Source organism: Carboxylicivirga sediminis (assembly GCF_018156225.1).
Taxonomy (GTDB): Bacteria; Bacteroidota; Bacteroidia; order Bacteroidales; family Marinilabiliaceae; genus Carboxylicivirga; species Carboxylicivirga sediminis.
In genome coordinates this window covers 1-23832 of sequence record NZ_JAGTAR010000023.1, presented here as the reverse complement: position 1 = coordinate 23832, position 23832 = coordinate 1, and the positions used below count along the sequence as shown (strand labels likewise).

Genomic DNA, 23832 nt, shown 5'->3' with positions numbered 1-23832 from the left:
CAACTTCTACTTTAATAATGATTTGTACAAGTCGATATACTGCCCGGCCACTACCTTTTCGGCATAACAGTCAAGTGCTTTTTGACGCGCATGGCTCCTAAGCATTTCCTGATCGGCAATAAAAAGCGCTTCATAAATGCCTGTTGCCAGACTGAGCGAATTCTTCACTTCAGCCAGATAGCCCGATTGATTATGCGTAACCATTTCTGGCACGCCACCAATACTAAAACCAACAACTGGCGTACCACATGCCAACGACTCCATCACCGTGTTGGGTAAATTATCCTGTAACGATGGTAATACATAACAATCTGAAGCACTGTACAAGTCAACCAAAGTATCAGGATTAGAAACAAACTTAAACGAGTGCGTTTTAAACGGAAACAACTTGGCTGTTTCAGCATTCATTTTGCCAAATACCACCAGCTCAGTCTCTTCCTTAACCAGGGGAAAGTTCTCGGCCAAAATGCTTAGTGCCTCAATGAAATAGCGCATCCCTTTGCGCGGATCATTAACATTGGCCGCACCAAATAACAACAGCTTTTTATCCTGCGGCAGTTGTAATCTCTCTCGTGCTTCCTGTCTATTGCGAGGTGTATAAAAGCTGGTGTCTATCGGATTAGGAATATTATAAAACTCCTTTCTCCTTAAAAGCTTACTTTCCTGTGAAAGAGTTCTTAACCACTTACTACATGCAACAATACTTAAAGGCGATTCATTGTATATTTTCCGTTTCTTTGCAAAGAGCTGAGCCGATAAATCTTTTTTACCTGGTTTTTTCAGAAACGGGCAATAGGAGCAGAATTCCAAAAATTCAAAGCAGGTACCAGCGTAATGGCAGCCACCTGTGAAGCTCCACATATCGTGTTGGGTCCAAACTATCGGCTTACCTGATGATAGCAACTTCCCTAAAGTCTCGATGGACAAAAATCCCTGATTGACCCAATGTAAATGAATAACATCAGCCTCCTGAACCAGTGGATGTTGTGAAATATCAATTCCCGTATTCGCTGGCGAGAAGGCAAAACGGACAGATGCATTGCGCTCATATGGCAGGAATGTCAGGCGCTCCCAGGCAAATCGAGCGAAGGCTTTTTGCCTGTAGGCAAAGCCTTTATCGACAGCATATACACCTTCTTCGTCGCGTCGTAAATCCTGCACCAGTAATTTTGACTCAACGCCATTGTTTCGAAGCGCCCGATTGAGTCGGTTAGCGGCCACTGCGGCACCGCCACCAGCATCTGTTTTATTAATTTGAAGAATTTTCAATGTAGTAGTTCTGGTTTTCAGCCCATAAAAGTAGTAATTCTGACAAACCAACCAAACCTATTAATCTTCAAGCTTATCAGGAAAGTCAATATTATAATGCAAGCCCCGGCTTTCTTTTCTTTTACGGGCCATTTTAATAATCAGGTAGCCAACATTAATTTTATTGCGTAAATGACATATCTTCTCCGACACCTTCGATGACTGGTATAAAGCCTCCGTCTCGCGATACAACACTTCAAGACGATCGTAAGCACGGTTTAAGCGGATTTTTGAGCGGACAATCCCCACGTACTTACTCATAATTTGCTGCACCTCTTTATTGGATTGAGTTATGAGTATCATCTCCTCAGGGTGTGAAGTTCCTTCATCGTTCCAGTCGGGTATGCGCTGATTAAATTCTATATGTTTGATATTTTCGGCAGCATCAAGAGCAGCAGCATTTGAGAACACCAATGCCTCTATTAACGAATTACTAGCCAAACGATTAGCGCCATGCAAACCTGTAGAAGAGCACTCTCCTGCAGCATAAAGGTTATTAATAGAGCTGCGCCCTTTGAGATCAACCTTAATACCGCCACACAGATAGTGTGCTGCCGGCACAACCGGTATCATATCTTTTGTAATATCAATGCCTTGCGACAAACACTTCTGGTAAATATTAGGAAAGTGCTCTCGCGTTTCTTCAGCCGGTTTATGGGTTACATCCAGGTATACAAACTCTTCGCCTCGGTTTTTAAGTTCATTATCGATGGCACGTGCAACTATGTCGCGAGGAGCCAGGCAACCACGCTCATCATAGTTTTGCATAAATTCGTCACCATTCTGACGACGCAAGATACCACCATAGCCGCGCATGGCTTCGGTAATAAGAAATGATGGTCGTTCGGACAAATTATAAAGTGCCGTTGGGTGAAACTGAACAAACTCCATATTTTCAATAATTCCCTTGGCCCTGAATACCATCGCAATGCCATCACCCGTAGCAATGAGCGGGTTGGTGGTTGTTTGGTACACACTGCCAATACCGCCTGTTGCCATCATGGTTGTTTTGGCCAGAAAAGTTTCTATACTGCCATTATTCTTGTTCAAAACGTAAGCACCGTAACACTCGATATCACGCATCCAGGGCTCAGTTACTTTGCCCAGGTGATGCTGCGTAATCACATCGACAGCAAAATGATTTTCGAAGACAGCAATGGAAGGGTGATTCTTTACCTCATTGATTAAAGCTCGCTGAATTTCAGCACCCGTATTATCTTTATGGTGAAGAATGCGAAACTCTGAATGTCCGCCTTCCCGATGAAGATCAAAACGCCCTTCTTCATCCTTATCAAAATTAGTTCCCCAGGAAAGTAATTGATGAATTTGTTCCGGTGCTTCTTCCACCACCTTTTTTACGGCTTCAAAGTCGCACACACCGTCACCGGCAATCAAGGTATCCTCAATGTGTTTCTCAAATGAATCTGGCGCATAGGTTACTGAAGAAATACCTCCCTGAGCATAAGCAGTATTAGTCTCTTTGAGTTCAGTCTTACTAATAACAGCCACCGAACCGTGTTTTGCCACTTTTAGTGCATAGCTAAGGCCTGCAATACCCGAACCAATCACTAAAAAATCAAATTGTCTTCTCATCAGAAATTCTTTGTCCTGCCTACAAATGTAGAAAGAATAAAGAATCTTTTTAATGATTGGTTTACTATTCCACCCTGAACGATTCAGAAACGGTCTCTTTTTGGCCTTTTTCGTTAATCCCGGTCATTATAATCGTATAATCTGAAACATCATCACCTGTGGTAAATTCAAAGTCAACTTGTTTTGTATCATCCAAATCGCTATACGAAGCGTAATACAAAAGATTCCGGTAATCTGCCAAACGCGACTTCATACCTTCTTCCCGACTATAATCCGGGTTCCGGTACTGATAGTTATATAGATAGCCTTTATAGGCTTGCCTGAATATACGATGATCAAATTCCATGTTTCCCATATCATTATCCTGGGTAAAAAACAAGAGCAAACGCCCAAGGTTTTCATCACCGTAATAATAGTTCAGGTTGAGTACTTCTATCCTTTCAAGATATTCGGGCGATATATTAAGAATTCTTTTGAAATCATTAACGGGCACTCCATCCACAAAAGTCATTGTCTTGCCTTCCCTGGGGTACATCGATTTATCTTCGTACACCTTGACGTAATACTCGCCATCCGATTTCCTGAGGAAAACACTGGGAACAATCTCCCTGATTACTTCTTCAGTAGTTGGCAAATCAATATACCTACCTATTAAAACAGTATTTTCAGGTTCTCCATAGAACGCTTCCATTTTTTCAATGGAATCAGCAGTAGCTATATTGGGTCTGTGTGCAGAATATATGGTTTTAATCTGCATGTTTACAATGGCAGAATTAATCTCCTTAACTGTAGCGGAATCCAGCACCAAATCGGGTAGTTTGCTTTCAGAATATTTACCTGAATAAGCATCTTCCAAAGTGACCTTATAGTTAAGCTTTGTGGTGTCCGATGAATAAGGCTGAATGACCATTTCCTGCTCACCAAAACGATTAACTTCAAATAAAAAACCCCCTGTTGAATCGGTCACTGAGAATTTCAATACTGGGTTCTGCCCCACAAAACTCAGCATCATTTTCTCATTAACAATGGGCAGTCCGGATTGAATATTTGTTATCCTACCTTTTATAATTTCTCCTCGATGTTCCGGAATCTTAATAGACTCTTCTTCTATCTCTTTTAAATAATGGCTTTCTGATTTAAGTCTATCAACAGGGTGGTATAGACACGATTTAATGATTGAGACATTCAGATGTTGCCAGTCTTTTTCTTGCAAATCTATGCTTAACGCTACTTGCTGCCGATTTTTATAATTTTTCTGCAGCCCTTTAACTACGCTACTTGTTAAGCTCTTCTGTTCAGTTGATTTCTCACTAATAGTATCAGCTTTAAAAGCAGGCAATGAATTATTGGCAAAGGGATTAACAATAGAGATAATCACGTGCTCATAGGTGTCAGCCGAAAAATTTGTCATCCATTTAGTATAGGCTCTTAGTAAATAATTCCCTGTTGAAACACTATCAGGGATACTTATCTGAGAAGTGGCTGTACCATTATGAAAATATACTTTCTCCTGTATAACCGGCACATTAGCCGCATTTAACAGTTCAATATAGGCTACTTTACTAAGGTCTGAAAACCGATTAGATTCCCCATCTAAATTCATCACTGTAAACCAAATATCTTCCCCTCCAATATAGATGCTTCTATCGGCAGTTATTACCAATTTTTCCTGTGCAGACACAGTAAAAAATATACTGCACAGTATGCATAAGATTAAAAGTTTCTCTTTCATAGTGTTAGTGGTTAGTCTTCCCAGAAGTCAGGTTGTTGATCGTTGCCCGTAAGTGTACAATCCGAGCACACAGGACGTGCCAGCAACAAACCAATCACAGCCATGCTATTTTCTGCATAAATGGCGTCATATAAATTATAAGACCCTGTTTGCACTAATGCTTCGTAAATCTCTAAGGGCGAATTATAAGACAAGCCATCGGCTATAAATGAATCAACTCTGCATCCATGATCGTATTTTATAATAGGCAACTCTAAATCTGCTATTTCATTTCTATCGATATATATACGATGAGTAACCGCACTACCTGTTTGGAAGTAACCAAGTACAGGTTCTTTTGGATTATTCACATTTTTAATATTCCCTCGTATTGAAAACGGCTGCGTACCAAATACATCACCAACGTCTTCTGTTGATATTTTAAGTTTATTCCAAAACTCATATTCCTCTTTTGATATACTCAACTGCTTAACCAAAATACTATACCTGACAGAAAGCTTATCAGTTACTTCAGATGGCACAAAACACACTTTCTTATCTTTCAGCTCGGCTGAGTTTTGATTCCCAAATGAATGTATCACGACCTGATCAGAAATACTATTCTTCCAGCATGTTACATTGGCGGGCGCCACATGTTCCCAGTCTCCCAGTTCATAGTTATACTCCATCAATATTGGAAATGGCACTCTAAACTTCCAGTCTTCATCGTATAACCATCTCACATACCCCCCGTCATAGGAGCTGCCATCTACCAGTATATTTACTCCAAACAATTCTTCCGTCTCATCAACATTCCATTCCTTCGCTACCCTAAAATGAACATTATCAATAGATGTAGGTGGCAACAAAGTACATGGAGATGAAAGATAAGTTTCTCCTGCTGATGTACGAATACTTAAGGAGTATGTACCCCCTACCTTAGCCTTGAACTGTAGTTTATCGGTTTCGTAAACACCAGGACTAATTTCCGTTAATACTTCCTCATTATTATCTTCATCGGTAATAATCACTAAAGCACCAGATTCTACCTGAGGTGTTTCATCCAAATTAGGAACAGAACGCGATAAATAAACACGATGGTTTTTCGCCTCATCGGTTATTAAAGCATCTACTACCAATAAATCTTCATAATCAGCAATATCCACATCATAAGGTTCAAGACAGGATATCATACAAAAAGTCAGGAGAAAAACATAGACTATTTTTCGATACATATGGAGTTAGATTAAGTTGTGGTTTTAAGTTTAATAAGCTCAAAGCTGCAAAAAAAAAATCATACTTTATATAATTTTTAATGCAAATGATTGAATAATAGAATTAAACACTAGAGAATCACTAGCTTTTTATATTTTTGTTGCAACGCTTTACTTAAACATAACCTATATGCTATACCTCAACCTAATCCGCATGTGTATATTTTGCACATTTATGGCTTGCACATCAATTAGCGCTCAAAATAGTCCAACATCTTCTGACACAACCAGAGCCCTGGAACTCTACCAACAAACCTTTGAGAGTGAATTTAAATACATTAACGGCAGAGAGTACAAACCTTACCACCATCCTACCCAAGATAATCCCTTTCTGAACAGCACCTCAGGCATTGGCAGTATTTATATGCATGGAAAAGAATACGCCAAAAAGCAATTAACATATGATATATACAAAGATTTATTGATTGTGGTGCCTGATTATTTTAAGTTTTCAAATGTGTATGTTCAATTAAAGAAAAATGAAGTCGATTCTTTTACGATTAGTTTTGACCGGGAAAACTACCAACTCATTAATTATAAAAAGCAAGAATGCCCACCCGGATTAGAACCAGGATTTTATCAAAGATTATATAAATCAGACAACATTACTTTATTAATTAAGCACTACGTAATACGGGGCGTTAACAATGCCCAGACAACTTTTCGGTATACCACAGATCGTTTTATTTTATTCAACGACCATTATTCACACAATGTGAGCACAAAAAAGAAATTAGTTGCCCTTTTGCCAGAGCATAAAAAACAGTTGAGACGAAAAATAAAATCTATCAATTACTCTTACAAGAAGATGGATAACTCACAACTCATTCAAGTTATCCAATTTATTGATTCCCTATAAGCCTACCCTATGAAACGCCTAATACTTATTCTTGCTTTTATACCTGTGTTTGCTGCCTTCGGGCAAACAATCAGCTTACAAAAAGACTCTATCCAATTTGATGAAGTGATAGATTTTGTAGAAAAAAACTCAGACTATCATTTCTTTTACTCAAATGCATGGACCGATAGTATTTATCTGGATATTAACCTAAAACAAACCTCTGTAATTAATGCTATCAAATGGCTTGCTGAAAACAGCCGACTTAAATACACCATTTTAAATAACAATAAGGTAGTTTTTACAAAGAACTACCAGGTTAAAACTGACTTTGCTGAACTTTTCTCCAGCTATATTAAAGATAGAGAGGCTATAGCAATAGATTCTGTCATTTACGAAGCTCCACAAAAAGAAGAAGATATACAAAGAACCATTAGTAAAGAGTACATGGTATTTACCATTGGCAACCAGGCCAAAACACCATCTTCTCATGTAGCCACCCTGAGTGGTAAAATAACCGATTTAGAAAGTGGTGAACCACTGGTAGGGACCGTTGTTTACATCGATGATTTAAAAAACGGTACGGTCACCAACCTCTACGGTCATTATTCATTTTCTTTACCCATCGGTCGCTATAAGGTTGAATACCGATCGGTTGGGATGAAGACCACCTATCGCAACGTTGTTATTCATTCAGATGGTTCACTTGATGTGGAAATGAAAAGTAAACCCACATCACTTAAAGAAGTGACCATCACCGCTAAAAATGAGGATCCGGTTCGGAATCTGCGCATGGGTATGGAAAAAATCACCATGAAAACCCTGAAACAATTACCCTTGGGAATGGGTGAAGCCGATGTGATAAAAACCACCCTCCTGTTGCCAGGTGTTCAAAGTGTTGGTGAAGCATCTAACGGGTTTAATGTGCGCGGAGGCAGTACCGACCAAAACCTCATACTATTGAACGATGCCCCCATTATCAATACCTCTCATTTCTTTGGCTTCTTTTCAGGATTTAACTCCGACATCATTAAGGATATAACACTATACAAAAGTGGTATTCCGGCCAAATACGGCGGACGTGTGTCCTCTGTAATGGACATGACTGTGAAAGAGGGCAATCGTAAAGAAACGCGCCTGAATGGCGGTATCAGTCCTGTGTCGGGAAGATTGACATTGGAATCGCCCATTAAAAAGGATAAAAGTTCGTTTATTCTGGCTGCCCGCACCACTTATTCCGACTGGGTTTTAAAACTGCTGGATGATGCAAAACTCAAGAACAGTTCGGCTAATTTCCATGATTTACAAGGCAGCTTCTCTTGGGACATAAATGATAAAAACAGTGTGTATGTAACAGGCTATTACAGTCACGATGATTTTGATTATTACACCGAAGATGCCTTTGAATACAACACCATCGCGTCCACCATCAAGTGGAAGCACATTTTCAGTCCGAAGCTCTTCTCCACCTTTTCGGGTATAATGAGTAACTACGACTACACCACCGAATCGAGAACCGATTCCAGCTTACTGCATCAAATTGATTACAAACTAAATCAATACAGCTTTAAGTCTGATTTCTCGTACCATTCGAGTAAAAACCACAAGATTGATTTTGGACTGAATGCCACCTGGTACGATTTATCACCGGGGAAACAAAGCCCCACCTCTACCGAATCGCTTATTGCTTTTAAAGAGCTTGAGCAGGAACAAGCCCTGGAAGGCGCTTTGTACATCAGCGATGAATTCGATCTGACGCATTTCATGTCTGTATCAGCTGGCTTACGGTATTCATTCTACAGCAACTTTGGACCAAAAACACAATACAACTACACAACTGGTCTTCCTCGTACAACCGAAAACATCACCGACACCACACAGCATGGCAGTGGACCTATCACCTTTTACTCAGGGCCTGAGCTACGCTTTTCTTCCAACATCCGCCTAAGTGGTACCAGCTCATTAAAAATTGGTTACAACCGGATGTATCAATACATTCAGATGATATCGAATACCGCCGCTATGGCTCCCACTGATATTTGGAAGCTCAGCGATAAATACCTGAAACCTCAGCGTGGCGATCAATTCTCCATAGGCTATTATAAAAACCTGCGCAATGGAAGTATCGAAGCTTCAGTTGAAACCTATTACAAAACCCTTGATAATATCATCGATTACAAGGGTGGTGCCCAACTGGTGATGAATGAGCATCTTGAGACTGACGTACTCAATGGCAAAGGAAAAGCCTATGGTGTGGAACTGATGGTGCAGAAGAAACGCGGAAAACTAACAGGATGGGTTAACTATACTTACTCACGAATCCTTCATCAGATAGATAGTGAATTTGAGGAAGAGCAAGTGAATAATGGTGACTATTTTCCGGCTAATTACGACAAACCACACGATTTTAAAGTGGTGGCTAACTATAAGTTCAGCCGACGGATGAACATCTCTACCAACCTGTTTTACAGCACTGGCCGTCCTTTTACTGCTCCTGTGGCCTACTATAATTTTGGTGGTGCTGATAAGGTGTATTACTCCGATCGTAACTCTATGCGCATGCCCGATTACATTCGTATGGATGTGGCGGCAACCATCAACGGCAACCTGGTGGCTAAAAAACTCAACCACAGTTCCTGGACCTTTGCGGTGTATAATTTAATGGGTCGTCAAAATGCCTACAACATCTTTTTCCGAAGCGAAGGTGACCGTATACAAGGCTATAAAATGTCAATATTTGGCCAACCGATATTTACAGTTACCTACAACTTTAAATTTATGGGCAACGCCAAGGATGATTTTTAAATCCTAAGAAGTACAAAAACATTCATGGATGTGGCTTTGTTAATACCGGCAAAACACATCCATTTTTTTGAAATACAGCATTGTCATATTACTCGTTCTGGTTAGCCTCATTGCCACTATGCAGGACAGCTTTACTCTGCTGGTATTCAAAATAAACCAGGATTACATTGCCAAAACCCTGTGTATTCAAAAAGACATTGAAGATAACTCCTGCCAGGGTTGCTGCCAGTTGAAAAAGCAGATGGAGCAACAGAATGAGCAAGAGGAAAGCAATCCAAACCAATCAAGAGAAAAGCTACTCATTGACTTCTTTCCGCTTGAAATTATTAAAAATCAACCTGGTTCAGCCCACACAACTATTCGCTATAAAGAGCTGCAATGTCAGTTTGTCAACTCATTTATCAGTGATGTATTTCATCCCCCACAAAAACGATTAATGTAACCACCTTTTTGTACCTGCCAATGCTCATCAGTAATTCTTATTGGCATATACACCAATATTACATTCGTTTAATCACTAGTAAATTCATACATGAAGAAATTCATTTTATTCGTGGTGGTACTACTGTGTACCACCTCCTCTCAATCCTATGCGCAATCCATTCAGCTTATTGACAGGCAGCAGAAAACTCCTGTTAGCAATGCGACCTATCAATATGGCCAGCTGCAAGGCATAAGCGATGCCAATGGTACGATTACTCTTAACAATGACCATCGATCGACCCTGACACTCTCTCACCTGCAATATGGTGTTTTAGTGTTAGATGCCCAGCAAATGGAACCTATATTCCAATCCGGACAGCTAACACTATCAAAGCAACAATTTGAGCTGCAGCCGGTCAGTATTATAGCATTACACCGACCAGTTGCTGATTCATTGTCCATCTCATTTAATAATCAAAATCGCCTGGCACACGATGCCGCCGATGTGCTCTCTCAATTACCTGAGATAGCACTCATCCGTAAAAGTGGCAATTACGGCTTCGATCCTGTACTGCGGGGTTTTAAATACGAGCAATTAAATATTGTTTTGGATGGCGCCCAAAGTGCCAATGCGGCCTGCCCAAACCGCATGGATCCCCCCAGCAGCCAGATGCCGGTTAATATGCTATCACAAATAACGGTACTGAAAGGTCCATACTCATTGCGCTATGGTAGTGCTTTAGGCGGCACCATCAATTTTCAGACAGAAGCTCCCCATTACACCACCGAAACAGCAGTAACAGGTCGATTTTCGGGTAGTTACGAAACCAATGGCACCATTTACAGAAGTGAGGCCCTGGTTGGTTTTTCCGGAAAATCCTACGACGTTAAACTGTTTGGTTCACTTTCAGACGGTGGTAATTATGAAGATGGCGATGGCAACGAAGTGCTTTCATCGTTTTACCGCAATAACTTTGGTTCATTAATGAGCTTCAAACTCAACGATGCGCAAAGTCTTCGCGTCAATATCAGTCGCAACTATGCCAAGGATGTGGATTTTCCCGCATTACCAATGGATCTGCGTGAAGATGACACCTGGCTGACCAGCTTACAACACAGCATCCTTATTGATAAAAACCTAAAAGAATGGCGCACGAATCTGTACGCTACCTATGTGGATCACCTAATGGATAATTACGATAAAATCATTGAGCCGCGCAATGTGGATGCAGTTACAGCAGCCAAAACATACAATTATGGTGGCCGAACAGAAGGTCACTGGCTCTTTGGCAATAATCAGCTGTATGCGGGTATGGACTTTAGAGCTGATAAAGCGGAAGGAGAACGAAGCCGTCATTTTTTAATGGGGCCCAACACGGATAAAACAGTCTACGATAATGTTTGGCAAGATGCTTACATCAATAAGCTGGCGGCTTTTGCAGAGTTCCAGAGTTTTTACAACCAATGGCAACTCACCTACTCGGCCCGACTGGAATACAACCAGGCCGATGCCGATAAGCCGGATGCTAACTTTGCATCCCATTACACAGAAATGGATGCCAACACGCTCAATACCTCTTTAAGCTTCGGTGTGAGCCGACAATTACTGCCACACTTGATGGGAGAACTTTGGATTGGTCATGCCGAGCGAAGTGGTAGCATCACCGAACGCTACATTAACTTTTTGCCGGTTGGTGTTGATCCTTACGAGATGATTGGTAACCCCGAGCTTTCTTCCGAGAAGAATAACCAGGTAGATATCAACCTGAAGTACCAAAATAAAGGCACACAGATTCAGCTGACCGGTTTTATGGCTATAATTAATGATTACATCTCCTCAGAAATTCGTGATGATATATCGCCCAAAATGCCAAGCAGTCCGGGCGTGCGCCAGTTCACCAACATCGACCAGGCGCAACTAATGGGTTTCGAGGCGGTTTGGTTACAACAACTACCAGCCAAGCTGCAGCAACGTTTGAGTCTGGCCTATACTTATGGAAAAAACAAATACACTGAAGAGGCACTCCCTGAAATTGCTCCGATGGATATGCGTTACAAGCTATCCGGCAATTACCTCAACAATCATCTGCGACCGGAAGTCAGTTTCCGCCATGTGCTGAAGCAAGATCGCATTGCTGAAAGCTTTGGTGAAACAGCAACACCAGCCTTCAGTTTGATAGATGTTTCGCTGAATTACCGCATCAATAAACATCTGGAGGTCAATGCAGCTGTCAATAATTTATTTGATGAGACGTATTACGAACACCTCACCCGCTCGGTAAAAGGCACTAGCAATGCCATAAATGCGCCGGGAAGAAGCATGATATTCACACTTGTAGCAAGGTTATAGTTAATTATTTGCAAGACAATACAGGAACGGATGTTATCATCATTTGGTATCATCCGTTTTCAACAATCCCTTAAACCTACCTAACTTCTATAATAACGACACCTTCGATGTAAAATGGTTTAAGTTTTATAATTTTGAATGCCATGATAAAGGCCTTCAACATCCGCAAAAAACACCTTTGGGCATTATTGCCTATCCTGCTCATTGGCTACTATTTTTGTTTGCCGCAGCAACTGTTTGATGAGCCATACTCCAAAATCATCAACTCACAAGATGGTCAGCTACTATCTGCACACATAGCCAAAGATGGCCAGTGGCGCTTTGAAGCGGGCGATTCGGTACCGGACAAATTTAGACAGGCCATTATCCTTTTCGAAGATGAGTATTTCTATTACCATCCCGGTTTTAACCCGGTCTCGCTGCTGCGTGCTACTTGGCAAAACTTACGGGCAGGTGAGGTTAAAAGTGGAGGAAGCACCCTGACAATGCAGGTCATTCGCATGGCTTTTGATCGCGATCGCACCCTGTGGAATAAGCTGATAGAGACCATACAGGCCACCCGACTGGAATGCCGCTATTCAAAAAAGGAGATTCTGGCATTGTATGCCGCTCACGCACCCTTCGGAGGTAATGTGGTGGGCATTGAAGCTGCTGCCTGGCGCTACTTTGGTCGTTCGGCATACAATCTATCCTGGAGCGAATCGGCTTTACTGGCCGTATTACCCAATGCACCAGCTTTGATTCACCCAGGGCGTAACCGCGAGGTGCTTTTGAATAAACGCAATAGGCTATTGAGTAAGCTTCTGGATAATTCAGTTATTGACTCCACCGAATACCTGCTGGCCTGTGACGAACCACTCCCAGATAAACCACTGGCGTTGCCCCATGAGGCACCTCACCTGCTCAATACGCTTTGTTATCGATATGGTCAAAGCAGCTTTAGAAGCACGCTTGACCAGCAGATTCAAAAAACATCGAACCAGATAGTTGAGAATTTCTACAGCATCTATCGGCACAACGAAATACATAACCTGGCGGCAATTGTTATCGATAACAAAAGCGGAGATGTACTGGCATACGTTGGTAATTCATCGTTTAACACCAGCATCAGCGGCCACGATGTCGATATCATCCAGGCACAACGCAGCAGTGGAAGCACACTTAAGCCCTTTTTATACGCGGCGGCCTTAGACGATGGTCAGCTCTTGCCACACATGCTGATGGCCGATATTCCCACCTATTACAGCGACTTTTCGCCCAAAAACTACAGTCGCCAATTTGATGGTGCCGTACCAGCTCATACTGCCCTTTCCCGCTCATTAAACGTACCCTTTGTACGCCTGCAAAAAGAATATGGCACCGATAAATTTCATGACCTCCTAAAGAAACTGGGAATCACTACCATCAACAAAGCCCCGTCACACTACGGTTTATCGTTGATACTGGGAGGTGCCGAAACAACTCTGTACGAACTCTCATCAGTCTATTCGTCCATGGCCAGAAGCCTGCTCACCTATACCTCCGAATCGAGCCAGTACAATACTTCCGCATTCCGCCTGGCTCGCCTTAGAACAAAAGAAAAACACCCTGATAATGCCTATAGCTTTCAACCAACAGTATTATCAGCCTCATCAATCTACTACACGTTTGAAGCACTCACCAACGTACAACGACCCGAAGAAGAAACCGGCTGGGAGAATTTTTCATCGGGCCGCAAGATTGCCTGGAAAACAGGCACCAGTTTCGGCTTTCGTGATGCCTGGGCAGTGGGTGTTACACCTGAATACACTGTTGGAGTTTGGGTTGGTAATGCCAGTGGCGAAGGACGTCCGGGCATAATTGGTGGTAGCGCAGCCGCCCCGGTGATGTTTGAATTGTATCGCCACTTACCTGCCACCTCATGGTTTATGGCACCCTATGACGATATGCATGCTGCCCTGGTTTGCAAACAAAGTGGTTATAAAGCATCGCAGCATTGTGCCGATGTTGACACAATGTACTTGCCAGCCATTGAACACCAGGTGCCTGTGTGTCCATACCATCACTTAGTGCATTTAAGTGCCGATGAAAAATACCGTGTCAATGCCGATTGTTATCCGCCTCACCTGATGCAACACAAGAGTTGGTTCGTGCTGCCGCCGATGATGGCCTGGTACTACCAGTCGCGCAATCCACTATACAAACCACTTCCTCCTTTTAAATCAGACTGCCATGAGCAACAGCATGCCATTGATATTATCTACCCGCGGAATAATGCACAGCTGTATGCCCCCCTTGAGTTGGATGGTCAATTGGGACGTATCATCTGCAAAGCCACACATCGCAAGCCCTCATCGCGTTTGTTCTGGCATCTGGATAATGAGTATATTGGCGAAACACAGTTCCATCACCAGGTAGCCATTGTACCTGACAAAGGCTGGCACAACCTGCTGATTACTGATGAAGAGGGTAACTCAAGTATTGTGCGCTTTGAATCGATGGGGAAAGGCCAACATCAATAACATGGTTAATCCCCCAATCTCCTAAATACCAAAACATTCTTATAAACTACCCCTTTCGTCAAGGGGAAAGCTATATAAACAAGATAAATCATTAATAAAAAACAGGTTAATCCAACATTTCCCCTTTGGAGAAAGGGGAACAGTTATTGCAGATGTTACAAGATGAAAACATTAGGGGAATTGATTTACAACTTCCTCTCTTTGAATCATTTTAGTTTTGATTATCTTTAAGTTATGTCTGAATCAAACTACAATAAAAGTTTCAAATCATATGCTCGAGAGCTGCGTAATAACTCAACAGATGGCGAAATAATTCTATGGAAAGAAGCCTTACGAGCAAGAAAGATGTATGGATATCAATTTAACCGGCAATATCCTATTGCTGAATTCATTGTTGACTTTATTTGCAGAAGATTAAAACTTATCATAGAAGTGGATGGATATTCTCATCAGTTTAAGGTTGACAAAGACAAGCAAAGAGATGCTATACTTAATTCCCTTGGCTATCAGATTCTACGAATCGATGAATTTGACGTTAAGAGGAATCTGAATAATGTTATACGGTGTATTGAAGCAAAGGTTGAAGAGTTAGAACAGGAGTTAGGTTAACAACCAAACTTTGATTAGTTGCCGCTCCCCGGTTACTCCTAATCTAAAGTTTCCTAACATCCCCCCCCTTGGCGAAGGGGGGTGAGATTCTATAAATCATCTAACAATTAATTATATACAGATTTCCCCTTTGGAGAAAGGGGAACAGTTATTGCAGATGTTACAAGATGACAACATTAGGGGAATTGATTTACGAAATAGCCAATCCCCCGGTTTCCAACACCTCATAATTTCCTAACATCCCGACCCCCTTCACCAAGGGGGAAATCCATTTCAACTCACTATATTGATTGTAATGCACAAGAACTGATTTTTACAATCAACCACCTCATTAATTCACACCAAATGAACACTCAAGCACACTATTTGGTTAATAATAAGTTAAAGTCCCATCTCACAGCAAGCAGACAACTTGCTTCTTTTGTATGAAATATTAACTTTGTGAACCTCACTATTAACAAGGTCCTTGCTGTATTCAGTCATTCGGTAAGGTTTAGTCATTCAGGTAAAACAATAACGACTGCATATGAATAATTTTTTAAGAACACGCAGAGTAAGATGGATCACTGGTGTAACACTGGTGATGGTGATGCTGTTGGGGCTGTATAGCTTCAACGATGATAAACGCAACTTCGAAGTCATTAAAAACCTCGATATCTTTTACACCCTATTCCGCGAAGTAAACAGCTATTACGTGGATGAAACCAACCCCGAAGAGCTAATTACTGAAGGGATTAATAACATGCTTGAGTCGCTGGACCCATACACTACTTACATTCCCGAATCGGATATGGAAGACTTCCGCTTTATGACCACCGGCGAGTATGCGGGAATTGGTTCATTAATATCGAAGAAAGGCGAATATGTGGTGATCGCTGAGCCTTACGAAGGTTTTCCGGCTGCCAAAGCTGGCCTGAAGACAGGCGATAAAATTTTGGAAATTGATGGCAAGAGCATGGTTGGTAAAAACACGCCGGATGTAAGCGAAATGCTGAAAGGCCCAGCCAAAACAACTTTAAAAATTAAAGTAGAGCGCCCTGGTGAAAAAAAGCCCATTAATATTGAGCTGGAGCGCCAGAAAATACAAATCAATCCTGTGCCTTATTACGGCATGGTGAACGACGAAACCGGTATCATCCAACTAAATAACTTTACCCAGGACTGTGCGCGGGAAGTTGAAAAAGCCTTTTTGGACTTACGCGATAAGCAGGGTGCCAAAAGCGTGGTGCTTGACCTGAGAGCTAATCCGGGCGGCCTATTGGACGAAGCTGTAAAGATAGTCAACCTATTTGTGCCATCGGGCTCTGAAGTGGTGAGTACACGCGGTAAAGTTAAACAGTGGGACAAAACCTACAACGCCATGCGCGAACCTATTGATACTGTGATGCCTTTGGCCGTATTAATCAGCCGCGGGTCGGCTTCTGCTTCCGAGATTGTATCGGGCGCATTACAGGACTTAGACCGCGCAGTAGTATTAGGTCAGCGTTCGTTTGGTAAAGGCCTGGTGCAAACAACTCGTAACCTATCGTATAATGCCAAGTTAAAGGTAACCACAGCCAAATACTACATCCCATCGGGCCGTTGTATACAGGCTTTGGACTACACGCACCGCGATGAAGATGGAGCGGTTGGTTTAGTAGCCGACTCGCTGATTAGTGAATACAAAACTAAAAATGGCCGCTCGGTATTTGATGGCGGTGGTATCTCGCCAGATATCAAAGTAGAATCGCACAAATATGCCAATGTAACCTTTGCACTGGTGGTACAGCAAATGATTTTTGACTATGCTACCGAATTTGTGCTGCGCAACAAAAGTATAGATGCCCCTGAAGCATTTGCTATCTCCGATGACGAATACAACCGCTTCATTGAGTTTGTTAAGGCCAAAGAGGATTTCAAATACGAGTCACTCTCGCAGGAGAAATTTAAGGAGCTGGTGAAGACGGCCAAGCGCGAAGGTTATTACGAAAAAGCTGAAGAGGACTTTACTGCCATGGAAGCGCTATTGAAGCTGGACGTAGAAAAGGATATGCGTCAGTTTGAGGACGAAATTAGGGAGTTAATGGTGTTGGAGATAACCAAGCGTTACTACTACCAAAAAGGAGCTATAAAAGCCGGTTTACAGAACGATGCCGAATTAGAGGAAGCCAAGAAATTACTGAAAGATATGAATCAGTACAAGGGCCTGCTTGATGGAACGGTTGCCAGCCATGCCGGCGACAGGCGTGCCACTGCCAAGAAAAGCTAACAATCAGGAAAGATAGATAATGCAAAAAGCGCTTGCCGATTGGTAAGCGCTTTTTTGTTTCTTATCAATATTTGCCCAGACTTTGGTTTTACACAATACTATCTATGTCATGAGCTACTTCTTCGTTTTAAATAATATAACCATACACAACGCAATAATGATAATAAATAGTGGGGTAACCTCTCCCAATCTATAAACCAATCCAAATCCATGTTGGCCTGATAATTGGAACGGATCTACAACACCATAATAGCATCCATCAGAATAATTAGATATTTTTCCTTCTGCATAAAAAATATTTTTCTGAGCCTCTTCGTCGATTTTCATTTGGATTAAAACAGAATCAGGATAAATCGTTAAATCCTTATAATGCTTTTCAAATTGATAGATTTCGTTGAGCGCTTTATTGGTAAGTTTTTTAATTTCTTTGTGAATTAATATCGAGTCATTCTTTCTTAACTCGTGCTTCATTATATCAAGAGTCATCTGGTGTTATCTTTCGAATTACAATAAAAATTATTTAAAGATAACAACATTATATAAAGAGAATGAGATTCGGATAGCTAAACAAAGCTGGTATTATCATTTTACAAAAACGACAATTACTTGCTTCATTATTGTTCTATTTCTACAAATAGAAGCACCACAAACTACGACACCCAGGTATAAACAATGTCTTTCACTCTCCAACCGTTCTCTTCTTTAACCAGTTAAATGATACTGCCTGTTGCGGCCAGACTGGCCGCCATATGTACCATTTCAAACACCGCCTGATTATTCGCCCTATTAAAGCCTATCTGCGATAAACTGATAATACCATTCGATTTGGAATATTTCTTATAAAAGTCGTTCCAGCTTTCATTCAGTTCGGGGCCCTCAAAAATGGCATTCTGCTCATCGCTGCTAAGCAACACGATATCCTTTCCAAACCCATCGAAAAATTCGCCAAACACAACTGTTTCTTGGTTTTGCGTCACTAAATCAGTCACCAGATCTGGACTCAATTCTGGGTTATTATTCGCTAATGTGGTATGATGTGAACTATTTGGCTCTAATTCAATATTCATTTGCGAGACCTGGGCAATAACTATTTGCTCGGCATCAAAAAGTTCATCAATTGCAAGCGAATAGATTTCATAGTTTTCCACCGGTAGCTCATCTGGCTTATCCAGCTCAAAAGCATTATTCGAAGAGCTGTCACAGCTTAACAAAAGCGAAGCTAAGGCCCAAAGTATCACATACAGTTTTAGCGTTTTCATAGTTTGTTGTTTACCATACAAGCTATTAGATGCTAAACGCGTTTGAAGGTTGCGTTTGAGGTTAAATTAAGACTTCCAAAAAAATTAACGCACCTACCAAATAGATATGTGCTTTAATATTTTCAAATAGGATTAGGTATCGAAATATACTCCTACTCTATCTATGTAGTACTAAAGCAACAAATGCTTAAAGGCTGATCGTACCAATAGAAACGCGATTCCCCTCATATACTTTAAACACTACCGCTCGAAAGGATTCGCGAGAGAGCCAGGGGAGTCTGCACTGCTAAGAAAAATAAAGGATGCCTATTGCAATTTTTTGATTAAATTTCAATTGCTTTAATTACTACTTATAAAAATATTAACAATTGAACCCTGATAAAATGGATGATCTACAGGCATTAAATGAGGTAATTGAGGCAGGCAGACATCAGCTGCTTTAAGTATTTCTTGATGCAACGGATGGACGTCATCATTCGGATGCAAAACACTGTATGCATCCAACTGACCATCTATTGTAAATGAAACTACCAAATGGGCGTATGATTCTCTATCTGTTTTATCATCCCATATTTTTTTATTCATCCGGCGTTGAATCATAGAGGCAATAGTATCTCGGATAAAATCCTGACCAGGATATAATAACCCGTCTTTATATTCAACATTCTTCTTCTCAACAATATCAATAATGGCACCTTCTTCAACCTGGTAATACACCTCCTTTTCATACACTGAGGCATAAGGTGCATGCTGATATTGTATTAAATCACCTTGAGGGCTATGTAACTCTCCACTAAACCAGACAGCACGTACTTTATCCGTCATAAATTCATCTTCGAGCTTGAATGGCTTACCATTGGCAAGCCTTAAATCCACCAGATATAAATCACTGCCTTCAATGCGCCAGATAGCCATATAACCACGCGACCAAGGCCAACCTTCAACCAATTCATCATCACCTAGCTTATGATCTCCTTTCATAACAAAATAATCTTCCAATGGAAAGGTATAAAGATGAAATGTATCTGTGTCAACAATTAGCACGTCTGTGATAACCGGTGTGGCTGAAGTTATGGGACAAGAAAACTGAAGTAGTATCAAACAGAATAAAGCATGTGGTTTCATGTTTTGTACAAGTTGCATTTGTTAAACATTAAAGCGCTTAGGGCCTTATAAATTCTTTGGGTGAATTAATGGTAGTTTGCCGCTTAAATGTCAACGTCTTTTGTCGCAACACAGCCGGCACTCGCTCCAATATTTCAGTTGGTGCTGTTTCTATTTTGTAATCAGCCCGTATCGTTATCTCTTCATCATCTGCTGAAGAATGCTGAACTCCCATGATCTCCATTCGTAATGTATTGTCATCTATAACATGGAGAAAACCACTAACAGAAACCTGATTAACCCCTCCGGTAAAGTTTGATGGACCAATACGAAAAAATATCATTTTCAAATTATTAATATTATCATATCCTGTTCCTCCTATCATCATATCGAAATCTGTTTGAAAATCAGGATGATTAATATTATCAGCATAACATTCATCTATATAATAGGCATTACCACTAAATAAGCACTCTTCATATTGCACCCTAAATGCTAAATCATTCACTTCAGTCGCTTTCCAATTGCCTACCAGTCCTTTGTATACTTCTATAACTTCTTGTTTATTCTTTATGTAAACCTCATCATTATAATTGAATTTTTCTCCAATATTACCATATTTGGTATATATAATCTTCTCCTGTGCCTGACAACTAATTAATAATCCAAGCGTTACTAATATTATTGATAATTTCTTCATCGCTTTAATTATTACAGGGATTAATCAAGTTTTCCATTACTCAGGTTAGGTTGCTTATTAGTAATTTGATGATAATTATTTTTCATTAGTAAAATCTCCACTTTTACGGTTTGACATATACAATAAACTTATACCATCTTATACTCATACACAGAAGTCTGATTCATTGCTTAGCACAAGCAAAAATTGAATATCCAACTTAACACAAATGCAACCTGACATTAATATCGGTTGCATTTGTTAAACATTAAAGCGCTTAGGTCCTTATAAATTCTTTGGGTGAATTAATGGTAGTTTGCCGCTTAAATGTCAACGTCTTTTGTCGCAACACAGCCGGCACTCGTTCCAATATTTCAGCTGGTGCTGTTTCTATTTTGTAATCAGCCCGTATCGTTATCTCTTCATCATCTGCTGAAGGATGCTGAACTCCCATGATCTCCATTCGCAATGTATTGTCATCTATAACATGGAGAAAACCACTAACAGAAACCTGATTAACCCCTCCGGTAAAGTTTGATGGACCAATGCGAAAAAATATCTTATTCAAATTATTAATATTATCATATCCTGTTCCTCCTATCATCATATCGAAATCTGTTTGAAAATCAGGATGCGATATATTTCTGGCATTACAGTGATCTCTGTAATAGGACCTGTCATCCAAATCTCGCTCATAAAACCGTATTATGTATCTAAAATTAGTATCATTTTCTTCTTCCCAAGTGCCAATTATAGCTTTATAAGCTTGCTTTACTTCTGGTTTAAGTGAAAGATATTTAACATTATTATATATTTCTCTATCTCCTATATTACCATATTTAGGATAAATCATTTTCTCTTGTGCCTGACAACTGATTAGTAAGAACAGTGTTACAATTAGTATTAATGATTTTTTCATAGCATTTACTTTTTACATGGATTTATTAGGTTTCTATTATCACGCGGATTAGGCTGCTCTATTGTAATATGATGCCACTTATCCTCTTCGGTAAAATCTCTATTATTTGTGGAACGCAAAAGGCTTATTCCATATTGAGCAAACAACCCCACAAAACCCTCTCTTGAAAACTCATCAATAGGGGGTTCAAAATTACTTCCAAAACGTTCATGTTCTTCAACATCACTTTGCAATCTTTGCTCTTGCATCTTTATAAAATCAAATCGCATATTATAAAAGTCCGATTCTATAAATTTAGATAAATCATCTATTTGGACAATATAGGTGGCTTCATCGTGTATCACCATAAATATAAAATTGGGCGATAGCTTGGTTTCCGGTTCGGTAATCATTTTGTGTAAAGCACCAATATCAGTAGCGCTAAAGCAACTAATACTTAAAGGCTGATCGCTGCCAACAGAAGCGCGTTTAGTGTGGTTATGCACAACCATATCAACAGTTTTATAGCGTTTCCAGCTTAAATCAACCGTACCCCCATTGGGCGAACCAACCCTATCGTCGCGGGTGCCATTGGTGTAAAAAATAGTACCATGCTCTACGTTTGTTTTGGCTTTCTCTCTCAATTCTTTTAAGCGTTGCTTGTAAGCTTCAGGCAAACCGGCATTGATATAATTTACGCTGGCACAAGGATCGTGTACAATTATTTGTTTTCCATCGCCGGAAGTTGTGCTACCTCCCGTTACACCTTCAGGCGGATCGTACCAGTTATCACCACCAGGAGTTGTGCCACCTCCGGCTCCACCATCCGGGTCTTCGACTGTAGCATAAATCTCGCTATTGAAGTAAAAAAAGAGTATATACCCACTACTGAGTGATATATACTCTTATTATTATTAATAACTTATCTATTAACGAGGAAATTTTTGAGGCACATCATGGTTAAATGGAAACTTAAATGCTCCACTAGCCCAGGCCCAACCATATATTTTATTGTTGTCGTCAGATATTGCTGGTACAAATGGTTCATGCCATTTACTTACTTCAACAAAGAATGATATCAATTGATTTTGTTCACTCTCCAAAGTGATATCTTCATTTGCATAAATACAAACGCTAATTAATTGCCCTTGATTATTAACGTAAACATCAAGCGACATTTCTTTTTGTTGGGATAATGGCCAGCTAGTTTGCTTGCTAAGTATATTTTGGATATAATCAAAACATCGTCCAATATACTCTGGTTTAATATTGTCATCCCCAAATTTACAAGCAATGTGTTGTTTATTAGCCTCAATATAGTTTTCTTGCTCAACAAGTGTATAGGCATACCCTATGTCCAGTTTCAATTTATATAATTCTTGACTATCTATTTTTGAAAATGAACTAATAAATAGTAATACTATTGATAAATATATTATTCTCATAATTAATAAATTTAATTATTACAGTTTGAATATGCTATTTTAAAAATTGCTGGCACAAAATTAAGATCGGGTGGGGTATTATATTCAGGATTAAAATACTCTCCAAACGGTCCTAAAAGTGCATTAAAATATTCCATGTCTATTGATTCACCAGCTTTTAGCTTTGTAAGAATTTGAAGCTCATAATTACGTTGAATATTACGATCCAAACTTAAGCGTTTATATTGTTCTATTCCTTTCCCGCTCTTGCTCAAATCCTCAATTATATGGGCTTCAAGTTCCAATTGAATATATCCTATTTGTAAACCTGAACTAGCACTTTCAATTACTTCAGTTGGATACAAGGCATCTTGCAATGCATGGGTTAATTCATGTATAAACATTTGTGTACCATACCATGATTCTATTGTTTTAAGAATAAACTCATTGCTTGTTGACTTATAGCCAGCTGAATATTCAAAATCTGGTTTATAAACAAATTTAAAGGTAACATTATTGTTTAGTAGTTTATCTATTATAAACTTTCCTACGCAGTTATTATCCACATATTCAATTGTTTTCTCTAACGCCATTTTTAGTTCATCGCGCAAATTATCCGGTATTAAAGACAAATCTGCAATAGATTCCAACTTTTCCTTTGGTGTTTTGTCTGATGATACTGTATTTCCAGTACCACCCGTTGCACCTTCGGGGGTACGTTATACAAACATCCTTTACAAAGTTATATAAACATCGTTTACACTTTTTAGCTTGCAATTTGAATCAAAAATCAGATTGCCATGCCTTG

General features: G+C 40.1%; 19 protein-coding genes. 7 read left to right on the top strand and 12 right to left on the bottom strand.

Annotation, left to right across the window (positions count from 1 at the left end; genetic code table 11):
* Positions 1-6: 6 nt before the first annotated feature.
* From KDU71_RS14625 to KDU71_RS14610, 4 genes are all read right to left on the bottom strand, one after another.
* Positions 7-1269 (bottom strand): glycosyltransferase family 4 protein, encoded by a 1263-nt coding sequence (locus KDU71_RS14625; protein WP_212191835.1) that lies wholly within the window; start codon positions 1267-1269, stop codon positions 7-9.
* Positions 1270-1329: 60 nt separating this feature from the next.
* Positions 1330-2901 carry an L-aspartate oxidase gene (gene nadB, locus KDU71_RS14620; RefSeq protein ID WP_212191834.1) on the bottom strand — a complete coding sequence of 524 codons (1572 nt, stop codon included), beginning with the start codon at positions 2899-2901 and terminating at the stop codon, positions 1330-1332.
* A 64-nt stretch (positions 2902-2965) separates the two neighbouring features.
* Positions 2966-4633 (bottom strand): hypothetical protein, encoded by a 1668-nt coding sequence (locus KDU71_RS14615; protein WP_212191833.1) that lies wholly within the window; start codon positions 4631-4633, stop codon positions 2966-2968.
* Positions 4634-4644: 11 nt separating this feature from the next.
* The gene (locus KDU71_RS14610) at positions 4645-5847 is read right to left on the bottom strand and encodes a DUF4249 domain-containing protein (protein ID WP_212191832.1); all 1203 of its coding nucleotides are present in this window, start codon (positions 5845-5847) and stop codon (positions 4645-4647) included.
* A 214-nt stretch (positions 5848-6061) separates the two neighbouring features.
* Between KDU71_RS14610 and KDU71_RS14605 the strand changes: the two genes are divergently transcribed.
* From KDU71_RS14605 to KDU71_RS14575, 7 genes are all read left to right on the top strand, one after another.
* Positions 6062-6745, top strand: a complete 684-nt coding sequence (locus tag KDU71_RS14605) for a hypothetical protein (RefSeq protein WP_212191831.1) — start codon at positions 6062-6064, stop codon at positions 6743-6745.
* A 9-nt stretch (positions 6746-6754) separates the two neighbouring features.
* Positions 6755-9529, top strand: a complete 2775-nt coding sequence (locus tag KDU71_RS14600; RefSeq protein ID WP_212191830.1) for a TonB-dependent receptor — start codon at positions 6755-6757, stop codon at positions 9527-9529.
* A 67-nt stretch (positions 9530-9596) separates the two neighbouring features.
* Positions 9597-9971, top strand: a complete 375-nt coding sequence (locus KDU71_RS14595) for a hypothetical protein (protein ID WP_212191829.1) — start codon at positions 9597-9599, stop codon at positions 9969-9971.
* A 90-nt stretch (positions 9972-10061) separates the two neighbouring features.
* Positions 10062-12302, top strand: coding sequence for a TonB-dependent receptor domain-containing protein (locus KDU71_RS14590; RefSeq protein ID WP_212191828.1), 2241 nt, complete (start codon positions 10062-10064; stop codon positions 12300-12302).
* A 143-nt stretch (positions 12303-12445) separates the two neighbouring features.
* Positions 12446-14803, top strand: coding sequence for a penicillin-binding protein 1C (gene pbpC / locus KDU71_RS14585; RefSeq protein ID WP_212191827.1), 2358 nt, complete (start codon positions 12446-12448; stop codon positions 14801-14803).
* Between the two features lie 234 nt (positions 14804-15037).
* Positions 15038-15412, top strand: coding sequence for an endonuclease domain-containing protein (locus tag KDU71_RS14580; RefSeq protein ID WP_212191826.1), 375 nt, complete (start codon positions 15038-15040; stop codon positions 15410-15412).
* Positions 15413-15938: 526 nt separating this feature from the next.
* The gene (locus KDU71_RS14575) at positions 15939-17660 is read left to right on the top strand and encodes a S41 family peptidase (protein ID WP_212191825.1); all 1722 of its coding nucleotides are present in this window, start codon (positions 15939-15941) and stop codon (positions 17658-17660) included.
* Between the two features lie 114 nt (positions 17661-17774).
* Here the strand turns inward: KDU71_RS14575 and KDU71_RS14570 are convergent, their stop codons facing one another.
* The 8 genes from KDU71_RS14570 to KDU71_RS14535 all read right to left on the bottom strand — a co-directional run bounded on the left by KDU71_RS14570 (position 17775) and on the right by KDU71_RS14535 (position 23674).
* Positions 17775-18146: a hypothetical protein gene (locus KDU71_RS14570; RefSeq protein ID WP_212191824.1), complete on the bottom strand. Its 372-nt coding sequence runs from the start codon at positions 18144-18146 to the stop codon at positions 17775-17777.
* Positions 18147-18370: 224 nt separating this feature from the next.
* Positions 18371-18919: a hypothetical protein gene (locus KDU71_RS14565; RefSeq protein ID WP_212191823.1), complete on the bottom strand. Its 549-nt coding sequence runs from the start codon at positions 18917-18919 to the stop codon at positions 18371-18373.
* A 339-nt stretch (positions 18920-19258) separates the two neighbouring features.
* Entirely contained in the window at positions 19259-20062 is an 804-nt protein-coding gene (locus KDU71_RS14560; protein WP_212191822.1) for a hypothetical protein, read from the bottom strand.
* A gap of 19 nt (positions 20063-20081) precedes the next feature.
* Positions 20082-20723 (bottom strand): hypothetical protein, encoded by a 642-nt coding sequence (locus KDU71_RS14555; protein WP_212191821.1) that lies wholly within the window; start codon positions 20721-20723, stop codon positions 20082-20084.
* A 256-nt stretch (positions 20724-20979) separates the two neighbouring features.
* Complete coding sequence (locus KDU71_RS14550) at positions 20980-21621, bottom strand: hypothetical protein (protein ID WP_212191820.1); 642 nt, start codon at positions 21619-21621, stop codon at positions 20980-20982.
* A gap of 5 nt (positions 21622-21626) precedes the next feature.
* Positions 21627-22277 carry a hypothetical protein gene (locus KDU71_RS14545; RefSeq protein ID WP_212191819.1) on the bottom strand — a complete coding sequence of 217 codons (651 nt, stop codon included), beginning with the start codon at positions 22275-22277 and terminating at the stop codon, positions 21627-21629.
* Between the two features lie 252 nt (positions 22278-22529).
* Positions 22530-23045, bottom strand: coding sequence for a hypothetical protein (locus tag KDU71_RS14540; RefSeq protein WP_212191818.1), 516 nt, complete (start codon positions 23043-23045; stop codon positions 22530-22532).
* Between the two features lie 11 nt (positions 23046-23056).
* A complete protein-coding gene (locus KDU71_RS14535) occupies positions 23057-23674 on the bottom strand; it encodes a hypothetical protein (protein ID WP_212191817.1) in 618 nt (205 codons plus the stop codon).
* Between the last annotated feature and the right edge of the window lie 158 nt (positions 23675-23832).

Excerpts from the sequence above, each read along its gene's own strand:
- KDU71_RS14540 (WP_212191818.1), bottom strand. The coding sequence starts at position 23,045 with ATGAGAATAATATATTTATCAATAGTATTACTATTTATTAGTTCATTT.
- KDU71_RS14560 (WP_212191822.1), bottom strand. The coding sequence starts at position 20,062 with ATGCAACTTGTACAAAACATGAAACCACATGCTTTATTCTGTTTGATA.
- KDU71_RS14615 (WP_212191833.1), bottom strand. The coding sequence starts at position 4,633 with ATGAAAGAGAAACTTTTAATCTTATGCATACTGTGCAGTATATTTTTT.
- KDU71_RS14605 (WP_212191831.1), top strand. The coding sequence starts at position 6,062 with ATGGCTTGCACATCAATTAGCGCTCAAAATAGTCCAACATCTTCTGAC.
- pbpC (WP_212191827.1), top strand. The coding sequence starts at position 12,446 with ATGATAAAGGCCTTCAACATCCGCAAAAAACACCTTTGGGCATTATTG.
- KDU71_RS14550 (WP_212191820.1), bottom strand. The coding sequence starts at position 21,621 with ATGAAAAAATCATTAATACTAATTGTAACACTGTTCTTACTAATCAGT.
- KDU71_RS14600 (WP_212191830.1), top strand. The coding sequence starts at position 6,755 with ATGAAACGCCTAATACTTATTCTTGCTTTTATACCTGTGTTTGCTGCC.
- KDU71_RS14580 (WP_212191826.1), top strand. The coding sequence starts at position 15,038 with ATGTCTGAATCAAACTACAATAAAAGTTTCAAATCATATGCTCGAGAG.
- KDU71_RS14610 (WP_212191832.1), bottom strand. The coding sequence starts at position 5,847 with ATGTATCGAAAAATAGTCTATGTTTTTCTCCTGACTTTTTGTATGATA.
- KDU71_RS14575 (WP_212191825.1), top strand. The coding sequence starts at position 15,939 with ATGAATAATTTTTTAAGAACACGCAGAGTAAGATGGATCACTGGTGTA.
- KDU71_RS14590 (WP_212191828.1), top strand. The coding sequence starts at position 10,062 with ATGAAGAAATTCATTTTATTCGTGGTGGTACTACTGTGTACCACCTCC.
- nadB (WP_212191834.1), bottom strand. The coding sequence starts at position 2,901 with ATGAGAAGACAATTTGATTTTTTAGTGATTGGTTCGGGTATTGCAGGC.
- KDU71_RS14565 (WP_212191823.1), bottom strand. The coding sequence starts at position 18,919 with ATGAAAACGCTAAAACTGTATGTGATACTTTGGGCCTTAGCTTCGCTT.
- KDU71_RS14555 (WP_212191821.1), bottom strand. The coding sequence starts at position 20,723 with ATGAAGAAATTATCAATAATATTAGTAACGCTTGGATTATTAATTAGT.
- KDU71_RS14570 (WP_212191824.1), bottom strand. The coding sequence starts at position 18,146 with ATGACTCTTGATATAATGAAGCACGAGTTAAGAAAGAATGACTCGATA.